At 37.9% G+C, this 22544-nt stretch carries 19 protein-coding genes; 12 read left to right on the forward strand and 7 right to left on the reverse strand.

Translation table 11 applies throughout. The features are described 5' to 3' along the window. Window positions 1–289 precede the first annotated feature (289 nt). The 5 genes from IWC72_RS18360 (at window position 290) to IWC72_RS18380 (ending at window position 5392) form a co-directional block, all read left to right on the forward strand. Window positions 290–1717 carry an L-serine ammonia-lyase gene (locus tag IWC72_RS18360; RefSeq protein ID WP_194531192.1) on the forward strand — a complete coding sequence of 476 codons (1428 nt, stop codon included), beginning with the start codon at window positions 290–292 and terminating at the stop codon, window positions 1715–1717. A 78-nt stretch (window positions 1718–1795) separates the two neighbouring features. Beyond that, window positions 1796–3199, forward strand: a complete 1404-nt coding sequence (locus IWC72_RS18365; protein WP_194530801.1) for a pyridoxal phosphate-dependent decarboxylase family protein — start codon at window positions 1796–1798, stop codon at window positions 3197–3199. 47 nt (window positions 3200–3246) lie between these two features. Continuing rightward, entirely contained in the window at window positions 3247–3573 is a 327-nt protein-coding gene (locus tag IWC72_RS18370) for a DMT family transporter (protein WP_194527633.1), read from the forward strand. A 110-nt stretch (window positions 3574–3683) separates the two neighbouring features. Beyond that, entirely contained in the window at window positions 3684–4472 is a 789-nt protein-coding gene (locus IWC72_RS18375) for a DUF3050 domain-containing protein (protein ID WP_194530802.1), read from the forward strand. Window positions 4473–4594: 122 nt separating this feature from the next. Then, on the forward strand, window positions 4595–5392 hold the full coding sequence (locus IWC72_RS18380) for a DNA/RNA non-specific endonuclease (protein ID WP_194527635.1): 798 nt from the start codon (window positions 4595–4597) through the stop codon (window positions 5390–5392). A 63-nt stretch (window positions 5393–5455) separates the two neighbouring features. Here IWC72_RS18380 and IWC72_RS18385 read toward each other — a convergent pair whose 3' ends face one another. Further along, window positions 5456–6385 (reverse strand): 3-keto-disaccharide hydrolase, encoded by a 930-nt coding sequence (locus IWC72_RS18385; RefSeq protein WP_194530803.1) that lies wholly within the window; start codon window positions 6383–6385, stop codon window positions 5456–5458. 173 nt (window positions 6386–6558) lie between these two features. Between IWC72_RS18385 and IWC72_RS18390 the strand changes: the two genes are divergently transcribed. Further along, window positions 6559–8022: a Gfo/Idh/MocA family protein gene (locus IWC72_RS18390; RefSeq protein WP_194530804.1), complete on the forward strand. Its 1464-nt coding sequence runs from the start codon at window positions 6559–6561 to the stop codon at window positions 8020–8022. 122 nt (window positions 8023–8144) lie between these two features. Here the strand turns inward: IWC72_RS18390 and IWC72_RS18395 are convergent, their stop codons facing one another. Continuing rightward, on the reverse strand, window positions 8145–9824 hold the full coding sequence (locus IWC72_RS18395) for a leucine-rich repeat domain-containing protein (protein WP_194530805.1): 1680 nt from the start codon (window positions 9822–9824) through the stop codon (window positions 8145–8147). Between the two features lie 394 nt (window positions 9825–10218). Further along, window positions 10219–10686, reverse strand: coding sequence for a nuclear transport factor 2 family protein (locus tag IWC72_RS18400; RefSeq protein WP_194530806.1), 468 nt, complete (start codon window positions 10684–10686; stop codon window positions 10219–10221). 148 nt (window positions 10687–10834) lie between these two features. Between IWC72_RS18400 and panB the strand changes: the two genes are divergently transcribed. The 3 genes from panB to IWC72_RS18415 are packed head-to-tail and all read left to right on the forward strand — an operon-like array spanning window position 10835 to window position 12945. After that, on the forward strand, window positions 10835–11653 hold the full coding sequence (gene panB, locus IWC72_RS18405; RefSeq protein ID WP_194527639.1) for a 3-methyl-2-oxobutanoate hydroxymethyltransferase: 819 nt from the start codon (window positions 10835–10837) through the stop codon (window positions 11651–11653). A gap of 23 nt (window positions 11654–11676) precedes the next feature. Further along, entirely contained in the window at window positions 11677–12375 is a 699-nt protein-coding gene (locus tag IWC72_RS18410; protein ID WP_194527640.1) for an RluA family pseudouridine synthase, read from the forward strand. Window positions 12376–12408: 33 nt separating this feature from the next. Next, window positions 12409–12945 carry a DUF4252 domain-containing protein gene (locus tag IWC72_RS18415; protein WP_194530807.1) on the forward strand — a complete coding sequence of 179 codons (537 nt, stop codon included), beginning with the start codon at window positions 12409–12411 and terminating at the stop codon, window positions 12943–12945. A 67-nt stretch (window positions 12946–13012) separates the two neighbouring features. Here IWC72_RS18415 and IWC72_RS18420 read toward each other — a convergent pair whose 3' ends face one another. Both IWC72_RS18420 and IWC72_RS18425 read right to left on the reverse strand, forming a co-directional pair. After that, window positions 13013–13876, reverse strand: a complete 864-nt coding sequence (locus tag IWC72_RS18420; protein WP_226979633.1) for a DMT family transporter — start codon at window positions 13874–13876, stop codon at window positions 13013–13015. A gap of 3 nt (window positions 13877–13879) precedes the next feature. Next, entirely contained in the window at window positions 13880–15424 is a 1545-nt protein-coding gene (locus tag IWC72_RS18425; RefSeq protein ID WP_194527642.1) for a hypothetical protein, read from the reverse strand. A 306-nt stretch (window positions 15425–15730) separates the two neighbouring features. On the opposite strand from IWC72_RS18425, the gene IWC72_RS18430 reads away from it, so the two are divergent. Beyond that, window positions 15731–16903 (forward strand): 2-isopropylmalate synthase, encoded by a 1173-nt coding sequence (locus IWC72_RS18430; RefSeq protein ID WP_194527643.1) that lies wholly within the window; start codon window positions 15731–15733, stop codon window positions 16901–16903. 139 nt (window positions 16904–17042) lie between these two features. Then, entirely contained in the window at window positions 17043–18161 is a 1119-nt protein-coding gene (gene leuB / locus IWC72_RS18435) for a 3-isopropylmalate dehydrogenase (protein WP_194530808.1), read from the forward strand. A 2-nt stretch (window positions 18162–18163) separates the two neighbouring features. On the opposite strand, the gene IWC72_RS18440 is transcribed toward leuB, so the two are convergent. Then, on the reverse strand, window positions 18164–19387 hold the full coding sequence (locus IWC72_RS18440; protein ID WP_194530809.1) for a peroxiredoxin family protein: 1224 nt from the start codon (window positions 19385–19387) through the stop codon (window positions 18164–18166). Window positions 19388–19517: 130 nt separating this feature from the next. On the opposite strand from IWC72_RS18440, the gene pheT reads away from it, so the two are divergent. After that, entirely contained in the window at window positions 19518–21944 is a 2427-nt protein-coding gene (gene pheT, locus IWC72_RS18445; RefSeq protein WP_194530810.1) for a phenylalanine--tRNA ligase subunit beta, read from the forward strand. 29 nt (window positions 21945–21973) lie between these two features. Here pheT and IWC72_RS18450 read toward each other — a convergent pair whose 3' ends face one another. Then, entirely contained in the window at window positions 21974–22537 is a 564-nt protein-coding gene (locus IWC72_RS18450) for a fasciclin domain-containing protein (RefSeq protein ID WP_194530811.1), read from the reverse strand. Between the last annotated feature and the right edge of the window lie 7 nt (window positions 22538–22544).

Below are 22544 nucleotides of genomic sequence, written 5' to 3' on the forward strand. Positions count from 1 at the left end.
TAGTGCTAATTTTTATAATCGATTACTAATTGTCAAACAATATGCCAACCAATGGCAACCTGACATGATGTCATTTCTATATATACAGGCAGCTAAGAACACGCCATAAACACTCCTTTTCAATACAAAAAGCGACAACTTTATAGAAATAGGCATAAAAACGGAACCTTCTTCCCTGAGACTTTGATGAACAAGATTGAAAATATAGGTTTTTCTACAGCTTACTTTTTGACTTTGCCAGAAGTATGCTTTATCTATCTTTATATCATAATTGAGTTTATAGCTTATGATGGAATCTATTAGTATTTTTGATATGCTTAAGATTGGTGTAGGTCCTTCCAGTTCTCACACCTTAGGACCATGGCGTGCCGCTGAACGATGGATTGCCGAGCTTAAGAGTTCTGGACTTTTTAATGAAGTAACCCGTATTAGGGTGCACATGTACGGCTCTTTATCATTGACAGGCAAAGGCCATGCTACGGATTATGCCGTTATGTTAGGGCTTTCCGGTACCGACCCTGTTGAAATTCCTGTTGAGCACATACACTCTATTGTTGCGGATATTAAAGAAAACCATGTTTTGAACTTTGGAAATTCTTTATCCATTCCTTTTAACCCAGAGAATGATATTCTATTCCATAAGAAGTTTTTAGAGTTTCACGCCAACGGACTACAATTTGAAGCCATCTTAAAATCCGGAAAGACTAAAAAGCATACCTACTACTCTATTGGTGGCGGTTTTGTTGTTGTTAAAGAACGGAAGAATGCCAAACGTAACATCGCTACTTTTGACAGTTTTCCCTATCCTATTCAAAAAGGAACGGAACTATTAGCCTATTGCAAAAGTGAAAACAAGTGTATTTCTGAGATAGTCCTTGAAAACGAACGTTCGTTACGCTCAGATTCCGAAATAGACCAGAAGCTGCATCACATTTGGAACACTATGTTAGAATGTATGTATATTGGATGTCATACAGAAGGTAAACTCCCTGGCGGATTGAATGTTACCCGTCGCGCCTTTGAACTCAACAAAAACCTTTTAGGCAATTCTACCAGCTACGATTCTCCCGAAACTTGGTTGACCACCATACGGAATACCGAGGTAAAATTTCGCCAGATTTTAAAATGGGTCAGTTGTTTTGCTCTTGCCGTTAACGAGGTGAACGCTTCTTTGGGCCGTGTGGTAACCGCTCCCACAAATGGTAGTGCCGGAGTTATTCCTGCCGTGCTCATGTACTATTTAGTAATTGAAAACCACGAGGCCGATTTTGAGCACATTAAAAAATTTCTTTTCGTTGCTGGCGAAATAGGTAGCATCTTTAAAAAGGGCGCCACTATCTCCGCAGCCATGGGTGGTTGCCAAGCAGAAATTGGTGTGTCTAGCGCTATGGCGGCCGGCGCTCTTACCGAGCTGCTGGGCGGTACACCTGAACAAGTACTGATGGCTGCAGAAATTGCTATGGAACATCACCTAGGACTCACGTGCGACCCAATTGGCGGACTTGTACAAATTCCCTGTATAGAACGCAATAGTATGGGTGCCATAAAGGCGATCAATGCGGCAGAACTAGCTTTAGGCTCAGACCCAAACGATGCCAAGGTGCCTTTGGACAAGGTTGTAGAAACCATGTGGAATACGGCTAAAGACATGAGCTCCAAGTATAAGGAAACTTCGGAAGGTGGACTAGCAATCGGTATTAATATGAGTGACTGTTAATGGCACAGTATTTTCTTCCATTCCACATCTTTAAATAAATTAAGTCAGCGTACTTTTGATATATAATTACACCTCAAAATGGAGCATTTTTTAAAAGAAGACCTAATCAATTTTGAAACGTTACTTGAAAAGGCAAAACTTAAGGGTATTGAATATTTACAGCACTTAGATAAAAGAAAGACTTCTACAACTGTTCCACCCATTACTAATGAGAACCTTAATGAAGAAGGCATTGGTGGACAGGAAACACTGGCACAATTCAAAGAAAAATGGGAAAGCCAAATTGTTGGGGCTTCCGGCCCAAGATACTTGGGGTATGTAGTGGGCGGTACTACACCAGCATCCATCATGGGCGATTGGCTTGCCACAATTTATGACCAAAATCCTCAAACGGTAAATTCGCAAGGAGATGTTTCGGTACAAATTGAACATGCTGCCATACAATTAATGTTAGATTTATTTCAATTGCCCAATGATTTTTTAGGCGGATTTGTTTCTGGTGCTACAATGTCAAATTTTACCTGCTTAGGAGTAGCCCGGCAGTGGATAGGAAAAGAAATGGGCCAGGATTTTGCGAAGGACGGAATAAATGGGAAGCTGAATATTCTATCGGCCACCCCACACTCATCTGCTTTAAAATGCCTTTCTATGTTAGGGATTGGCAGCAAAAACTATACTTTAATAGAAACCATAAAAGGTAATCGTGAAGCGATAGACATACAAGACCTTAAGAAAAATATTGAGATTCTTAACGGAGATCCGTTTATTCTAATCTCTAGTGCCGGCACCGTAAACACAGCTGATTTTGACGATTTCAAAGCTATAGCCGAGCTCAAAGAACACTATAATTTTTGGTGGCATATTGATGGGGCTTTTGGCGGATTTGCCGCTTGTTCACCAAAGTACGACCATCTAACGGAAGGTTGGGACAAAGCAGATAGTATTACCGTAGACTGTCATAAATGGTTAAATGTTCCTTATGACAGTGCAGTTTTCTTTGTAAAGAAACAGCATAGCAAGTTACAAATGGAAACTTTTCAAAACTCCAATGCCCCTTACTTAGGTGACCCATCAGAAAATTTTAATTATCTCAATTTTTTACCGGAAAATTCAAGGCGACTAAGAGCCCTACCTGCCTGGTTTTCTCTTACGGCATATGGTAAAAAAGGATATAGATATATTGTAGAAAATGCGGTTGACATGGCTCAACTTTTTAGCAATTTCATAGAAGAAAACGATTCCTTTGAACTTCTTGCGCCAACGCGGCTAAACAATGTCTGTTTCACTCTCAAATCAGATACTAGCCAAGCTAAGGTTTATTCTTTTTTAAATGCTTTAAATAAATCTGAATTAGTATATATGACTCCTACAAAATATAAAAATACCTTTGGCATAAGAGCCTCTTTTGTAAACTGGCGTACAAGTGCGTCGGATATTGATATTATAAAATCTGAAATGCTAAATGTAATTTCTCATATTTAATGAAAGAGAAATATTTAGATATACTCCCTTGTAAAAACGAATAATTTATGAATTGGATCATGCTTATCATTGCAGGGCTGTTTGAAGTAGCCTTTGCTTTCTGTCTGGCAAAAGCTAAAGAGACAACCGGAACGGACATGTACTTATGGTACGGTGGTTTTCTTATTTGCTCTACCATTAGCTTTCTTCTGTTAATAAAAGCAGTCCAAACACTACCTATTGGCACGGCTTATGCAGTCTGGACGGGTATTGGAGCCGTTGGCACCGTATTATTGGGTATTTTGGTCTTTAAGGACCCCGCCAACTTTTGGAGGGTTTTCTTTATCATTACACTAATTGGTTCAATTGTCGGTCTCAAATATGTTGCGCATTAGATAACGTCAATATTTTAATTAATATAATACAACAATTATTGTAGTTAAATACTTCAAAATATTATATTGCAATCAACTGAAACAAAATAGTTCCCCAAATAGAGAAATAAATGAAAAGGATAGAACAGGTCGAAAATGAAATACAAGGCTTAAGAGATCAACTTCAAAACCACCCACTATATAAAAATCTCAACAGCATAGATGACATAAGGGTTTTCACGGAAAATCATGCCTTTGCAGTTTGGGATTTCATGTCACTTTTAAAGTCGCTACAAATTTCCTTAACAAATGTTAGCATCCCTTGGATTCCTAGCAAAAATCCAATTCTTGCTCGTTTCATCAATGAAATTGTGCACGGTGAAGAAAGTGATATTAACGAATTAAACGAGCCTAAAAGTCATTTTGAAATGTACTTGGAAGCCATGCATCAATTAGGTGCAGATACCTCCAAAATTGACAAGTTTATTAATCTTTTGATTGAAGGTAAAACAGTTGACTCTGCTTTAACAGCAACTGACATTTCTAAAAAAGTGGCGGACTTTGTTCGCTTTTCTTTTGAAATCATTGTCACCCAAAAACCTCATCTAGTAGCTTCTGCATTTACTTTTGGACGTGAAGATGTTATACCTGATATGTTTATGGAAGTGCTTAAAAGTGCCGATGGAAATGAGCAACAGTACAACAAGTTTGTTTATTACCTAGAGAGACATATTGAATTGGACGGGGATGAACACGGTCCGCTTTCACTTCAAATGGTATCCGAACTTTGTGGCGATGACGATGTTAAATGGCAAGAAACCTTAACCGTTGCCAAAGAAGCATTGGTCAAAAGAATTGAACTTTGGGATGCGATTACAGAGGAAATAAACATCAACAACTCTAAACTCAAAAATGCGTAATCAGCATTAAGACGAGTATTTTCGGCCTAAAAAATAATCTTAATTTAAAATAGCTAACAGCAACCGTATTGCTATGTTTCGCATTTTTGACATGGTAACATTAACAATACAAAAAACCTCTCATGGCATTTGATACTGAATTTTTAAGTACCGAGATACAGGTTCCTACTTTAAATAATTTGGATGATGCTTTTCTATTGGAAGGCTCCGAAATTATAGATTACACCCATTTTTCAATTGCACTTAGCAATAAGACAAAATTTGCCATTTGGGTAGCATGGAATATAGATGGACGCAACCTTAAGCGCATTCCTAGAAAGGGTGTCGGTTTTTTTGAGGACGCTAGAATACCATCTGAAAGTCAGGCCGGGAATCAATTGTATAAAAGCAATCCGTTAGACCGTGGGCACCTAGCCAGACGTGTAGATTTGAATTGGGGCGATTATGACGAAGCAAAAAAAGCAAATTCAGATTCTTTTGTTTTCACTAACATTGCTCCACAAATGGATAGTTTCAACCAAAGCGGAAAAGGAGGTGTTTGGGGAAAATTAGAAAACTCGCTTTACGACCAAATAGACATGGACCGGTCTCGTGTCAGTATTATTGGCGGATGTATCTTTCATGAAGACGACCGCCTATATAGAGGTTATAAGATTCCAACAGAATTTTACAAAACTGTCCTCTACGAAGAAAACGGTGCGCTCAAAACAAAATCTTTTATCCTTACCCAGGATTTAACCCGGTTATCTTTTCTAGATTTAGAGGCTTTTAAAACATACGAAGTAGCACCTGCCGAGATAGAAACCAAATGCAACTTTACTTTTGACGAGGCCATTCACCAAGTCAATGAGTTTGATTTAAATTCAATTATTCCAACAGAACGAAAACCTCTAATTCATACTGAGGATATAAAATGGTAATAAACAAAAAACGCTCACTGTTTGTGGAACAGTGAGCGTTTTTTAAATAGTATCAATCCACCTCTACTCTATTCGTGGCGTCACTTCAAATTTCCTAAACTTAATAGGGCCGTGATCCCCTTGAATCAAAAACGGCCCCGGCTCTCCTTCGTTACTATCTAATGCACCTCCAGTAATTCCCGGTATGTTTTGGTCATTAATAATTGTTTTTCCATTAGCAACAATAGTCACACGACGGCCAATTAACGTAATATCATATTCCTGCCATTCACTAGCATCGTTAGCCGCCATTTCATTTGGTGTTAAAAATCCGTAGATACCCCCAAACAAAACACTAGATGGATCAGAACCTTTATCATCTGTAATCTGCACTTCATAGCGACCTCTTAGATAAACTCCACTGTTACTCCCTGGTGGCACTTTAAATTCTACATGCAATTTAAAGTCTTTAAACTTTTCCTCTGTAACCAAATTGGCTCCAGACTTTGGACTGGAAAGAACACCATCTTCAATCACCCATTGGTTTTCACCCATGGCTTTCCATCCATTTAAATCCTTCCCGTTAAAAAGGTCCTTAGTTTTACCCCATTTTGCTTTTTCAACATACTCTAGCTTGGGAGTCCTCACGGCCGTCCAGCTATACGGTTTACCATCTGTGTAAATCATGGTTCCTTTCAGTTCCTCGCCATCTAAAGAACCGGTAAAGGTCATATCAGTTCCATCCGGCTCCCATTGTTTGGGTATACTAAAAGTAAAAATATCGTTTTTCACTTCTATTTCAGCAATAGGCCTGGCACTACCAAAGGCATAAACAAACTGACCTACCAAAGTATTGGTGCCGGAATGTTTAACTTCTAACCAAGACGGTAATTCTTCACCGTCTTTTTGAATGACCAAATCCCACTTTCCTTCTAAAGATTTTACCTCCTGTGCATTTAAACCCATTGCCATAAGCATAACACCTGCCATGGCCGAATACAATTTCAATCCCATATTCTTATTCTTAAATTTTTCCAATTGATAAATATAGGGAATACATAACGTTTACACATGAATTTCTTTAAGCAATCACAACACTGCAAACAGAGTTTAACTTTTATTTTATGTCTTTAATTTTTAAGTAACTTTAAACACCATTCACAACTTAAAACCAAAGGAACAATCTAATGAAAGAAAAAAAAAACTCCTCAACAACATCAAGAAGATCATTCATTAAAAAGGGAGCTATTGCTTCCTCAATTTTTATCGTCCCCAGACATGTATTAGGTGGCGCTGGCTATTTAGCCCCTAGCGACCGTTTAAATCTAGCTGCTATTGGTGCCGGTGGCAAAGGAAGTAGTGACATTTTTAATGCTTCTGTAAACGGACGCGAAAAAGTAGCAGCACTTTGTGATGTTGACTTTGCCGGTTCTGCAAAAAAATCAATCGAGAATTTTCCAAAAGCTAAATTGTATGCCGATTATAGGGAAATGCTGGATAAGGAAAAAGGTATTGACGCGGTAACCATTTCAACTCCTGACCACATACACGGCCCAGCCGCAAAATATGCTATGGAGAGAGGTATTCATGTATATGTACAGAAACCCATGACCCACAACATTCGTGAAGCTCGAATTCTTACTCAAATGGCCCGAAACAATAAAATTGTAAGTCAAATGGGAAATCAAGGAGGCTCAAATCCCCTTTTGGGCATGGTCCAAAAATGGATTGACGATGATGCTATTGGTGCCGTCTCTAAAGTTCAGGTATGGACCAATCGCCCTGTATGGCCACAAGGTGGTGCTATGCAACCAGCTGACCCCAGTTTGAAACCGGAGAGCCTAGATTGGAATCTTTGGTTAGGACCCGCACCAGACAAACCGTACACACCGAACCTACACCCTTTTAGCTGGAGAGGCTGGTGGGATTATGGAACTGGAGCATTAGGTGATGTTGGTTGTCATTTGATAGATATTCCATTCCGTACGTTGGGATTAAAATATCCTACCGATGCCGAAGCTAGCGTAAGTTCCGTCTATTCCCAAATGTGGAATGCCGATTATCACCCGGAAGGTTGCCCAGCTTCCTCGTTCATTACGCTTCATTTTGATGCGACGGAAAAAACTAAAACTCCAATTGAAATGACCTGGAACGATGGAGGCATTAGACCTTCGCATCCAGATATTATCCCTGCGAACAATGATATTGGTGGTCCGGGAAGTTACAATGGTGTCCTAATTATTGGTGAAAAAGGAATCATCTCCACCAATATTAATGATAGTAGTCCGCTTACCCCCAAATTATATCTCAACGATGGCACAACCGATTTTGGCCCGGAAACGGAGCCTAACGATGAGCCGGAATACGGCCACCAACGTAAATGGGTAGATGCTTGTAAAGCCGGTTTTGGTAGTGAAGAACATAAAGGTTTAACTTCCTCTTTCGATTATGCCGGCCCAATGACAGAAACGGTACTGATGGGTAATTTGGCTATTAGAAGCTATTTATTACGAAAAGAAGATAGCGAAGGAAAGATGGATTTCTATGCCCGTAAGAAGTTATTGTGGGATGGAGAAAATATGCGAATTACCAATTTAGAAGATGCCAACCAGTTTGTTGGCCGAACCTATCGTGATGGTTTTAAGGTGTAATAGACATGCCATCCTATATGGTGCTCAATTTATATTATATTAAATTTATCTCTCTAAATTACTAACTATATAATAGCCCCAATTTTATAAATTGGGGCTATTTATTTTATCTTAATAAGCTTTTAATTACATACATCCGCAGGAGAGAAACTACCATCGTCAAGGTGTATTTCCGTATCTGCATCATCTAAATCACAAACTGCTTGAGGAATATTTATGACAGGGTTGCTACGTAAATCCATAAAAACCAGGTTCGATAGTTGCCCTAACTCGGTAGGTATGGAGGTCAGACCGTTTTCGCTTAAATCCAATCTCTTCAAATTTGCCAGTTGCCCAATTTCAGTGGGTATAGTAGTAAATGTATTACCATTACTATATAACTCCAATTCTTCGAGACTTTGCAAATTTCCTATTTCAACGGGAATAAGATTTTCACCAAAACTATTTCTACTCAAAGTTAACTTTTTAAGATTATGTAAATCTCCTATTTCAGGTGGTAGTGCCTCTATGAATGTAGCATAAAGTATTAGGGTTTCTAACTTGATCAATTGACCAATTTCGGTAGGAACATCATAAAATACACATTCCCCGATTATTAGACTCTTAAGATTTTTTAGTTGTCCTATATCTGAAGGAAGGGTATCTATATTGCTTTCCCCAAATGCTAAAGACTCCAAATTGACAAGTTGACCAATACCCGATAATGATGCTTCATCACTAAACTCTTCTATTCTCAAATGTTTCAATTTACATAATTGCCAAAAGTCAGGAATAAAACTAAGTCCATTATCCAAACCAGAGATATCCAATTCGATAACTCGTCCCTCACTATCTAATGTAACTCCACTCCAGCTTAACATACTAGTATCCGTAAGGTCCCAAGGTAAGATAGAATAGTTTTCTTCATAAATATTGGCTTCGGATAGTTTTTTTAAAATTTCATAATCGGACATACTGGAACCCTCACACGATAATACGTTCAACGGAAACGAAATTAATTCCTCAATTATTTCTTCCTTGGTTAATTCTGGGTGAATTGAAAAATCGGCTACATCATTTTGTTGACTTAAACCAATGAAAAAATGATATTTTTGATTAAAAGAAGCTCCCGAGAACGTGCTGGTCGAGGTAACCACTTCACCTGTACTCTCTGTTGCATGGATAGACAACTTCAGCTCAGAATTAAAATTATCGATATAGATATATCCTGAAGATTTATTTTCTTCAACAGTCCAGCTTAGTTTTTCCGCCTCTCCAGTAGCATCGACTGGGTCTGGATCAAAAACATCCGCTACAATGTCCGGGTATACGTCCAAAATTTCATCTGAAAATTCTACAATGACTTTAATGTGATTAAGAACCATATCGACATTAACCTCGGTTTCATCTCCTTCATTTATAGAAAAACCCTCTCCTCCAGAATAAAATTCCGTATTTACATACGATGGGTCATTAAAATTAGGTTTTTCTTCTCCTTTCCGTTCCATGAACAAACGGTACTCACCTACCGGCAAACTTATGGAAACCGGTAAATCCAAATAATTTTCATCCAATACATCATTCCCCTCCAGATCTTTTACACTGACTTGTGTATCGTTCAGAATTTCTTCCAGTGTAAGGCCCTTCGCGGTAAGACTGATGGTAATCTCATCTTTTACAAAAGCTTGGATAGCAAGACTGCCCCGAGGCAGAGTGCCATCATCTAAATAATTATATAAATCCTCCTCATCATTACAGCTTACCACCACAAACATCGGAATCAATAGACAAAGAGCAAATTTTAAAAATTTCAAAGTTTTCATTACATACATTTTAAGTGTTTATATCAGAGAACAAACCATTGGTGAATCAATAGGCAGGAATAAGTATATCAAACTATGGTTGTTCCGTCTCCCGTGATTTAAATATAATTAAAGAAGCTTTTCTTAAATATCGAAATGTATACTTCGTACTATATTATGTACGATCATACATATATTAACTGCTATGTGACCAATTTGCTCTCCTAATCATGTAAATAGAAGACAGCAACGGAAAAATGGATTTCTATGCCCGCAAGAAATTATTGTGGGATGGCGAAAACATGCGCATCACCAATTTAGAGGAGGCCAACCAATTTGTTGGCAGAACCTATCGTGATGGTTTTAAGGTGTAGAGAAATTTTAATTTAAAAGGCGGGTTTTACAATCCGTCTTTTTATTTTGCCTCATCACAACCTTCTGTTCTTCTTGTATCGATAAGGTAGACAATTTGCCATTTTTTCTGGACATCTTTGACCAATTGAAACGAATTCACGCCACAGTGATGAAAAGTATCGTTTATCATAAAAGTATAAGGCGTCCAAGCATGAGCCATGGGTCCGTCTATTTGAACGGTAAAACTATTTAGTATTTCTTCAAACTTTGTGGTTTCTGGTATACCTACAATAGATTTAAGAAAGCCTGAGAACTCTTCCGTCTTCACTAAAGGATTTCCAGCTTCGTCCTGAGCAATGGTTTGCATGACAACATCTTTGGACACCGTCTCTTTTATGAGAAGGGAATCTTGTTGATGAAACCCATTGAAAAAGGCTTCAATGGTTTTCTGAACGGCCAATTCTTCCGTATTCTGAGCAGAAATCCCAATGGTAAGAAAGCCGAATAGTAGGGTGAATAAGCATTTCATAGTATTCGATTTTTATCAAACTTAGTGAATATTCGGCTTAAAACGAGTACTTTAAAATTTATGGGACCGTCATAACTTAGAAGCATTGTCCGTCTAGCCCGTAAACCCAACATTTTCCTTACATTTATCCCTCCAAAACAAAACTATTATGTCAACGGCAAAGAAAGAATACAAAAGAGTAACGGTCAAGTCTCTAGTGGACATGAAAAAACATGGCGAAAAGATATCTATGCTCACCGCTTATGATTATTCCATGGCCAAAATTGTTGACTCCGCCAATGTTGATGTTATTCTTGTAGGAGACTCTGCCAGTAACGTTATGGCCGGGCATGAAACTACCTTGCCCATTACACTGGACCAGATGATTTACCATGCCACTTCTGTTATCCGCGCAGTAGAAAGAGCTTTGGTGGTAGTAGATATCCCTTTCGGGAGCTACCAGAGCGATCCTAAAGAAGCACTCCGCTCCGCTATTAGAATCATGAAAGAAAGCGGTGCGCATGCCGTAAAATTGGAAGGCGGCGTGGAAATTAAAGAATCCGTTAAAAGAATATTGAATGCCGGTATCCCGGTTATGGGGCATTTGGGACTTACGCCACAATCTATTTACAAATTTGGCACCTATACGGTTCGCGCCAAAGAAGAAGAGGAGGCAAAAAAACTGATTGAAGATGCCAAACTCCTAGAAAAACTGGGTTGTTTTGCCATTGTGTTGGAAAAAATCCCAGCAGATTTGACTAAAAAAGTTTCGGAAAGTATTTCTATTCCTACTATTGGTATTGGTGGAGGAAAACATGCAGACGGGCAAGTGCTTGTTATTCATGATCTATTAGGAATGACACACGAATTCAACCCAAGGTTTTTACGCCGTTACATGAACCTTTATGAAGAAATGGGTTCTGCTATTTCTCAATATGTTACAGATGTAAAAAGCCAAGATTTCCCCAACGACGACGAGCAGTATTAATTTCATCTTAAAACCTTGCTCTAGTGGCCCAAAAGGTACTTTCTAATCCTAATAATCTCTTGGTTTTGTTTGAGGACAATCACCTAATCGCTATTAATAAGCGACCTGGAGATATTGTTCAAGGTGATAAAACAGGAGATATGCCTTTGAGCGAAGTTGTTAAACTTTACATCAAAGAAAAATACAACAAACCCGGAAACGTGTATTTAGGTGTTGCCCACCGTTTGGACAGACCCACTTCCGGCATCGTGGTTTTTTCAAAAACTTCAAAAGCGTTACCACGCCTTAATAAGCTGTTCGCTGAAAAAGAAGCCCAAAAAACGTATTGGGCCATTGTAAAAAATAAACCAAAAAAGAACGCCGATACCCTTACGCATTGGTTAAAACGGAACAATAAACAAAATAAATCGTACGCGCATACCAAAGAAGTATCCGATAGTAAAAAAGCGATTTTAGATTACAAGGTGATTAAAAAACTGGATCGTTATTATCTACTTGAAATTGATTTACACACCGGGCGTCATCATCAAATAAGAGCACAATTATCGGCTATTGGCTGCCCTATAAAAGGGGATTTAAAATATGGTTTTGACCGAAGCAATCCCAATGCGAGCATACATCTGCACGCACGCAGTCTTTCCTTTGTGCATCCCGTAAGAAAAGAACCTATAGAAATCGTGGCCCCACCGCCGGAAGACCCAGTTTGGAACGCTTGTTGTTAAAAACAGTATATTTAACTGTATAAACACACAACCATGATTAAAAGAACACTATTCATTTGCAGTCTTGTACTGCTTGCGTCTTGCCGTACCTACAACTCAATAGATACCTTTTACGATGCCCACAAAGAAGATGACCATGTTACGGCGGTACGTGTACCTCGTTTTATGCTCTCGCTCATTAGCGGTATATCTCCTGAAATGAAATCTCTAGTAGGGAACACCAAAGACTTGCGCTACATGTCTTTTCCCAGTACTACAGCTACCAAAACAGAGTTTCTCAACAAACAAATGAACGGCATAACAGGCAGTTCATTTATAGAAGTATACCGTAAGAACGATGAGCTCAAACGAAACGTAGTAAGCATACGTGAAAAACGGGACGCCGTAAAAGAAATCTTGATATACAACAACAATAACCAGAACGGTTCTTTCCTATACTTTAATGGGGATTTTGACCCGGTAAAAGTCCGCCAAATGGCCCAAAACGAAGAGTTTCAAAAGTTAGGTGACGGGTTAATTAATCAGTACCAAGGAGGTGGGTTTACTCCGGGTATCAATGAAGGTAATTAAATTAATTTTTGATGAACAATGATGAAATTTGTCTTGTGAAAATCTAAACACATGAGAAAAAAAAGATTCACCGATAAGACCGAACACTCTCCACAATCACCGAAGTCAATATTAAACATCCGCCTACTACGGTAGACCAAACCGGAATTTCCGAGAGCAATAAAGCACCAATTAAAATACCATAAACGGGTTGGATACTACTCAAAATACTAATTGTGGTAATGGAAAAATACTTAAAACAGTTCACGAACATGGTATGACCAAAAACCGTGGTTACGACCGCCAGTCCTAACAAACCCTGCCACTGGCTCGGTACTGTCTCTAAATCGTAATAAAAGAAAGCTGGAATAAGCATACAGCAAATAATCGCCATTTGGTATGCCATTAGAACCGAACCCTGGTACTTGCTCACTTGTTTTTTTAATATAAGATTTCGCGCAGCATAACAAAGTGCAGAAAATATTCCAAACCCAATGGCTACCGTATAACTGTTTTCAAAACTAAAATCCGGAACCAGAAAATAAATACCACAAAGCACCAAAAGCCCCAAAAGCAAATGCATTTTCTGAAACTTTGTTTTAAGAAATAAAGGCTCTAAAAAAGCAGTGATAACAGGATAGGTAAACAAGGATAGCATTCCTATGGCCACATTAGACTTTTGAAGTGCTACAAAATAGGCCAACCAGTGTATGCCCATAAGAAAACCACTAATGATAATTGGCCCTTTATCCTTACTGCTCAAACCAAAAGAAATACCTTTAAAACGGCAGTAGAGCACCAATAAAATGAGTGCTATTATAGATCGGATACCAATAGTTACCGCCACTGGTAATTCTATAAATCTACCCAATGGGCCGGAAGTACTTAAAAGTACCATTGCCAAATTAATTTCCAAAAAGTCCCCCAGATTAAACGATGTACTTGAAGCCAAAAGTTATCTTTTTACGGCCATAGCCTTTTCACGAATAATATCTGCCACGGGCCTGTTCTCTAAGTGACTCTCTAACCAAGAAATAATATCCAAATACAGGAAAGCTCTTTTCTCGTAAGGGTGGTCTTCGTATTTCTTAAGCTCCGTGTGCAATTTTTGAAACTCGTTTTTAAGCTCGTTCGGAAAAATATTCCCTAAGTTTCTCAAAAATTTAATCATCTCCTTTTGAACCGCATGAAGATCGTTCATCTTCAACAGAAACTTATACGTACTCTTTAATTGAATTTCTAGGTGATAATCCATTCCGGCTTCATAGTGCGCCACCAAACTTAAAACCCGAGCAAAACACATGAGGTCTTCACGCATTTTTAAGTTCTTGTTGTTTATTATTTTTTTCAAGTACTGAATGCAAGTCTTATTGTCACCAATACCAAAATATAAACAAGCTATTTTATAGTACAGCACCATAATATGGTGTGCATCTATTCTATCCTTATGCTTATTGATGCCATACTCAATAATTTTAACCAGATATAAACCCTTGTTAAAAGTACCTTCCAAAAAATGAAGGTTCAATTTATTGGCATTTATATATAAAAATGCCAAAGAAGCAATATTATCGTTCTTTGGGAAATCTTTACTCTCCACTACCGCTTCTAGTCGTTCTAAAACTTCTCTGAAGTGTGAACTGTATTTCACATAAAAAATAGACTCCAACAAATAATGGTTCCCTTTTAGGAAGAAAACGGGGTTTAAATGTATCTGGTCTTCGTGCTCATAAAAAAGGTCTACCCATTTACTGGCATACTTGTAGGATGAAAGAAAATCTTGAGTTAAAAAGCTGTACCAAAGGTGAGCCTTATATAACCAAAGTTTTTCCCTGAACCCTAAATCTTTTAATTTGTATTTGGGCAAATGGATTTCAAAATAATTCTTTACCCTAATATAATCTTCATCACTTCTAACATAACCCACCTTAAGCATTAATCCATAAAGTTGTAACGAAAGATTTGATAATTTACTGGTCATAACATTCTGAGCAGAAAGCTCTTTGGCCTGTATGGCCAACTCATCTGCCCTATCAGGAATACTACGAGTAATGTATTGTGTTTCAATTATTTTCTCTAGCTCTACAATCTCATAAGCTATATTCTTTTCCTCATTTTCTATGGCTGTAGATTTTGCCTTATCCAAAATTTTTAAGCTTTGTTTGTAAAGTCCTTTTTGGTAAAGAATTGTAGCAAAATCTAGTTGCTCCCTTATCTGAACCCGAATGTTCTGGTTGACGGGATTTAGTCTTAAACTGACTAAAATTTGCTTGTAAAGATGCGCCTTTAGGTTAGACAATTGTGCCTTTTTAACGATACCACTCTCTAAAATTGCCTTCTCATCATACTTTCTAAGTTTATCCATAAGGTTGAACAATGCTAAAAACTTAGCATCCGTATTCACCCCCAAGCGCCCTACATACAATTTGAATTGACGTTTTTCAGATTTTGAAAGAGATTTCACCAGCACGAACAAAGCATCTCTATGCGCATTTGTCATCGTAAAAAATATTATTTAATTTACTTAATATCAGTTTATTACATAACCAAAAAACCAGCTTAACGTTGTACTATTTTCAGCAGGCCCTAGGTGGTTCGCCCTATTGGTTATATATTCGTATTGAACTTTATTGCTATTTTTTATTTAGAACCTAACACATAGGTTTTGTACTATAACCCAATCCTATTTTAGTAAAAGCCAAGGCTAAGGTTATTAAAAATGTTGATATAACAGTACAAAATGTGATATTTGTAGACAAAGAAAAAGTTGTAAGCAGTTCCTAAGTTAGCTAAACTACAAGATATAATGAGTAAAGATAAGGTACAAATTTTTGATACAACGCTTCGTGATGGGGAACAGGTACCCGGTTGTAAATTAGATGCAGAACAAAAATTGGTGATCGCTGAACGATTAGACTATTTGGGTGTGGATATTATTGAAGCCGGTTTTCCTATATCTAGTCCTGGTGATTTCAAATCTGTAAGCCAAATATCTGACCTCGTTAAAAACGCAACTGTTTGTGGACTTACCCGTGCGGTAAGGAAAGATATTGAGGTTGCTGCCGAAGCCCTTAAATCTGCTAAAAGAGCACGTATTCATACAGGAATAGGAACTTCTGATTCGCATATAAAATTCAAGTTCAACTCCAACAGAGATGCTATAATAGAACGTGCTGTTGATGCCGTTAGTTATGCAAAAACTTTTGTTGAAGATGTTGAATTCTACGCAGAAGATGCAGGCCGTACGGATAACGAATTCTTAGCAAGGGTCTGTGAGGCTGTTGTAAAAGCCGGAGCTACGGTTTTAAATATACCGGATACAACGGGCTATTGCTTACCAGATGAATACGGAGCTAAGATTAAATATCTTAAGGAAAATGTAACCGGAATTCATAAAGCAATCCTTTCTTGCCACTGTCATAACGATTTAGGTTTAGCTACCGCAAACTCAATTGCCGGGGTAATAAACGGTGCCCGCCAAATAGAATGTACCATTAACGGTATTGGCGAGCGTGCAGGAAATACCTCTTTAGAAGAAGTGGTGATGATTTTACGCCAACACCCTAGTCTAAACTTGGATACGAATATCAACAGCAAATTACTTTTTGACACGAGCCAAATGGTTTCCCAGAAAATGGGAATGATGGTGCAGCCCAATAAAGCTATTGTTGGAGCAAATGCTTTTGCCCACAGTTCCGGTATTCACCAAGATGGAGTCATTAAGAATAGGGAGACTTATGAAATAATTGACCCTGCAGATGTTGGAGTCAACGAATCTTCTATAGTTCTTACCGCTAGAAGCGGTAGAGCGGCTTTGGCATATAGAGCCAAATTGGTAGGATATGAGCTAACAAAACTTCAGCTTGACGAAGTATATCAAGAGTTCTTGAAGTTTGCGGATATTCACAAAGAGATTTCAGATCAAGACATTCCAAAAATCATTGAAGCTAGCAACATAAGCATAGAAAGTATTTCGTAGGTAACATCTAGAGAATTTATCCTTTATATTTTACTGTTTTTTTGGCGATTATGTCATTAAAATTTTTAATCTTAGCCCCCTAGGATTGAAAGCACTTTTATGTGCGTTTTATTCAGGTAGCACCCTAAAAATTCTCTAGATGCAGCTAAAAATTGCCCTCCTTGGTGGTGACGGAATTGGACCAGAAGTATTGGCTCAATCCGTAAAATGCCTAAAAGCGATCGAAGAAACGTTCAATCACAGGTTTGAACTTGTTGAAGCGCCCGTAGGTGCAATTGCCATGTCCGGTTCAGGAAGACCTTTACCTGATAAAACTTTAGAGCTATGTAGAGCATCTGATGCTATTCTTTTTGGCTCTATCGGCTCTTTAGAGTATGATAATAATCCCGAAGCTAAAGTAAGACCTGAACAAGGTCTTTTGAGATTACGTAAAGAACTTGGCCTTTTTGCCAGTATCAGGCCTATAAAAATGTTTCCTGCTTTTTTGGACAACTCCCCTTTAAAACGAAATATTGTTGATAATACCGATTTAGTAATCTTTAGAGAGCTTACAGGTGGTATCTATTTTGGAGAAAAAACTTTAAGCGAAGATGGTACGGTCGCATCTGACCTTTGCAGCTATTCCGAAGAAGAAATTAGCCGTATAACCCACTTAGCATTTAAAACTGCAAAAAAAAGACGGAAAAAACTGACTTTAGTGGATAAGGCCAACGTTCTTGAATCTTCTAGGCTTTGGCGTAAAACGGTTACGGAAATTTCAAAAAGTTATCCTGAAGTCACTTTAGAATGTCTTTTTATAGACAATGCCGCAGTACAAATGATGTTGAACCCTCGCCAGTTTGACGTGGTTTTAACCGATAATATGTTCGGTGATATCCTTTCTGACCAAGGCAGTGTTATTCTTGGTTCCGTTGGATTGTTGCCTTCTGCATCCGTAGGTACTGACAATGCTATGTTTGAACCTTTTCATGGTTCCTACCCACAAGCAAAGGGAAAGAATATTGCCAACCCTGTAGCCTCTATTTTAAGCACAGCTATGTTGCTACAACATTTTAACCTTAACGAAGAGGCAAATGCCATTGTAGCTGCCGTTCACAAATCTTTCGTGAAAAAAGTGGTTACCACGGACGTCTTAGGAAGCAGCAAATACGGTACGGATTATGTAGGAGATTTCATTTCAGAAAATATTGTAGAATCTGATGAAAGCCCTAGTATTAATGATGAGAACATAGGCTTAGGTAAATCTACTATTATTTAAACCTATTCGTTTATCAACATTTTTACATAGCTGTCAAATTCCCTTTTGAAAACGGTATACTTTTCTCCTGTTGCAGGACCATTGAACCCGGTATGAATCTTTCTGACCTTTCCCTTTTTATCAATAAATATAGTGGTAGGATAAGACAGAACGTGATTTAACATAGGAAGTTTTTGTTGCGCCTCATCTTTATCCGAAGTCCCGTATTGTGCCAATAAAATAGGATAGTTCACTCCTATCCGCTGTTTTAATCGCTCAATACTTTTATAAGCAAGCTCTTTAGTTTTAGCATATTCAAAGGCCAAACCTACCATCTCCAAATCCGTTGTATGATTATCATTTAAATAATTAACATAGAATTTGGTCTCGTCCAAGCAATTAGGACACCAAGAACCCATTATCTGAACTAGCACCACTTTATCCTTATAAGCTTTATCTTCTAATGAAACCATCTTTCCATTTGTATCAGGAAAAGAAAACTCAAACTTATCATAGCCCTCTTTTAAGAAAGTAAGCTCGTCCGCTTCAGGAAGCTCAAAACTCTCATTTCGCTTTGCAACAAAAGGTTCTTTAAAATGATTATCAGAATAAAATGTGCCATTCAGTGTACTGTCCGTTACCTTGGCCAGAAACAAAAATGCATGCGCCCCATCAAAAGCAGACAATTTTAGAGAATCACCAGAAACCACGCCTTCCAAATACCTATAGTCTCCCGTTGTAGTTCTAAACGTTCCCGTAACCTTACCGTCATTCTCTGCAAAAATCCCTTTTCCCATATAACTATCGGAAGTGCCTTGACTAAATTCAGTTTCCCAAATACCAGAAATATTTACAGCGGGCGGTGTATTTACAGTGAAACGTTTTTCCACTCCATAAGAAGCTTCAAACGGGACTACCCTATCCAAACTTTCCTTTATAAAATTCCCTTTTATACTTTTCTCACTCAATTTACCCTGAATATACCCCTCAAAAACAGGCGTCTGAATCCGGATTGAATCGCCCTTTATCTCAATTTCATCAACCTTAATAATTTCACTAGCATTGTAAATTTCAATGGTATATGCATCATTTTCATCTTTTGAAACATTAAAATTAAAGGGTAGTTTTTTACCATCCATAACTTCTAATTGTCCCAACCAAATACCTTGGTTCAGCTCGCTTTCATTTTCATTTTTACAGGATACCAAAACAATAATTATCGCCCATAAAAAAATCAATTTCCTCATTATCATCTATTTCTCCTAATAATCGTTTTAAAGGCGTAAAACTTACAACAAAAAAATGAGTAATTCAGTTGCGCTGTATATTGAATGTCTTAATGCATTGTTTTATCTTTACCGCCACTAAAATTTACCGATGCAGATTTCATACAACTGGTTAAAAGATTTTCTTAAACTTGATTGGGACTCCCAAAAAACAGGTGAACTTTTAACCGATTTAGGTTTAGAAGTAGAAGGAATCACTCCTTTTGAGTCCATAAAAGGAGGGTTAAAAGGTATTGTCGTAGGACACGTCCTTACTTGCGAAAAGCACCCAAATGCGGACAAACTAAAAATCACTACTGTAGACGTAGGCGACGATACTCCATTAAAAATTGTTTGCGGAGCTCCTAATGTAGCAAAAGGCCAAAAAGTTCCCGTTGCTACCGTTGGAACCATACTTTATACACCAGAGGGCAAAGCTTGGAAAATAGGAAAAGGCAAAATTCGCGGCGAAGAAAGTCATGGTATGATCTGTGCCGAAGATGAATTGGGGCTTGGCTCCAGCCATGAAGGCATTATGGTATTGGACGCCAAACTAAAACCGGGTACTCCTTGTGCAGATATTTTTGATGTAGAGGTTGACGAAGTCTTTGAAATTGGACTCACTCCCAACCGAGCAGACGCTATGAGCCACTATGGCGTAGCAAGAGATTTAAAGGCCGGTTTAAGGCAAAAAGAGATTACTAAAGAGCTGATTACACCTTCTATAAGTCATTTTAACATAGACAACCGCTCACTAAAACTACAAGTACAGGTAGATGATAGCAAGCTGGTTCCCCGTTATGCAGGCATTACCATAAGTAATCTTGTGGTTAAACCATCTCCAAAATGGCTACAAAACAGATTGCGGGCCATTGGCATCAATCCTACAAACAACCTGGTAGATGCCACTAATTATGTTTTGCATGATCTAGGGCAACCATTGCATGCTTTTGATGCTGATCGTATTCACGGTAAAAAGATAATAGTAAAAACACTACCTGCCGGAACAAAATTCATGACTTTAGATGGGGAGGAACGTGAGTTACATGAAGATGATTTAATGATTTGTGATTCTGAAAAGCCAATGTGTATTGCTGGGGTTTTTGGCGGAATAAATACAGGGGTAACGGAAACAACTACTTCCATCTTTCTTGAAAGCGCTTATTTTGATCCTGTGGCCATTAGAAAAACAGCCAAAAGACATGGGTTAAATACGGATGCTTCTTTCCGTTTTGAACGTGGTATTGATATTGAAAACGTAGAGTACGCTCTTAAACGTGCCGCTTTATTAATCAAAGAAATAGCCGGAGGTGATATTACTTCTGACATTGTTGATTTTTATCCGAAGCGATTTGACGAGCATCAAGTTTTTCTAACCTTTAAGAAAACCTATTCTCTTGTTGGGCAGGAAATTCCGCAAGACACTATTAAGTCTATTTTGGCATCATTAGATATTAGGGTTAAAAGTGTTACTGAAGCCGGTCTTGGTCTTTCTATACCAAGTTACCGAGTAGATGTACAACGAGAGGTTGACGTTATTGAAGAGATTTTACGCGTTTATGGTTATAACAATATTGATTTTGGAACAAAACTAAATGCTTCTACGGCATTAGTTTCCAAGTTTGACGATTATAAACTTCAGAGCATAACCGGAGACTTTTTAGCTTCTCAGGGCTTCTATGAGATTATGACCAATAGTTTAACGGCTCCTGGTAATGCGGAATTATTAGACGATAATTCTACGGAGGAAAGTGTAAAAATGTTGAATCCGTTGAGCAATGACCTGTCCGTTTTGCGTCGTTCTATGTTGTTTACCGGTCTTGAAACAATTCAATACAACAACAACCGTAAAAAACTGAATTTGAAGTTATTTGAATTTGGTAAAACGTACGAGCAAAAAAAATCAAAATATATAGAGAACAAACATCTTTGCCTGTATTTGACCGGAAACAGAAATGAAGGTGGATGGGCCGGAACGGAAAAAGCAAATGATTTTTTCTACCTGAAATCAATTGTAACCAACATTTTAAATCGTTTAGGTATTTCTGATGTTACACCAGCACCTACTTCAAACACATTGTTTTCAGAAGGTTTAAGCTTAAATGCGGGAACTAAAGATTTGGTCTCCTTTGGATTGGTTAAAAAATCCATACTAAAGAAAATGAATATTAAGCAAGAGGTCCTTTACGCCGATTTTAATTGGAGTAACGTAATATCCTTTGCTGAGAAAAATAGTATCACCTATCGCGAAATACCAAAGTACCCTGAAGTAAAGCGAGATTTTGCACTTCTATTGGATGATTCCGTTACTTTCCAAAAGGTTTACGAATTAGGCAGAAAAACAGAAAAGAAGCTACTTAAAAACATCAACCTTTTTGATGTTTACAAAGGTGACAAGTTACCTAAAGGAAAAAAATCATACGCAGTAAGTTTCACCCTGCAGGATAGCCAACGCACGTTAACGGATAAACAAATAGACCGCATAATGGGTAAGCTTGAAAAAACGTACCAAAACGAATTAGGAGCGGAACTGAGATAATTTTGGAAAGGGAAAAATTTAAAAAACCTTTAGATTTTCCCTGGAAGAATAACACTATCAATTTCATGGATCACACCATTACGCTGCTTAGAATCTGCAACTACTATTGTTGCAGTATTCCCAAAACTGTCGTTAAGAATGATGTCTATACCCTTCATGGTAGCTGTAATTATATCTCCTTGAACCGTGGTAAAAGTTGCCTTACCCTTACCCCTGCACATAGCTTTCAATATTTTTGAGGCCGTAATTTGACCTGCTACAATATGGTAAGTCAATAAATCTTTTAATTCTTTTCTATTTTCCGGATGTAATAAATACTCTACAGTTTTACCCGATATCTTTTGAAATGCAAGATCAGATGGTGCAAAAACAGTAAATGGACCTGCATGATCCAATAGCTCTTCTAAGTCCGTAGCTTTCATAACCGCCAAAAGAGTTTGATGATTCTTAGAAGTTGCCGTAGAATTGACAATTGACTTCTTGCCTTCTGTCTTATGATAAGTTGAATTTGATTTACTTACACTTTCTTGAGCAGTAAGTGACAAAAAAGAAAAGCATAGGGCACAAGAAAAGACTTTAGTAAGATATTTCATATAAATA

The sequence above is a fragment of the Zobellia roscoffensis genome, from assembly GCF_015330165.1.
GTDB classification, from domain to species: domain Bacteria; phylum Bacteroidota; class Bacteroidia; order Flavobacteriales; family Flavobacteriaceae; genus Zobellia; species Zobellia roscoffensis.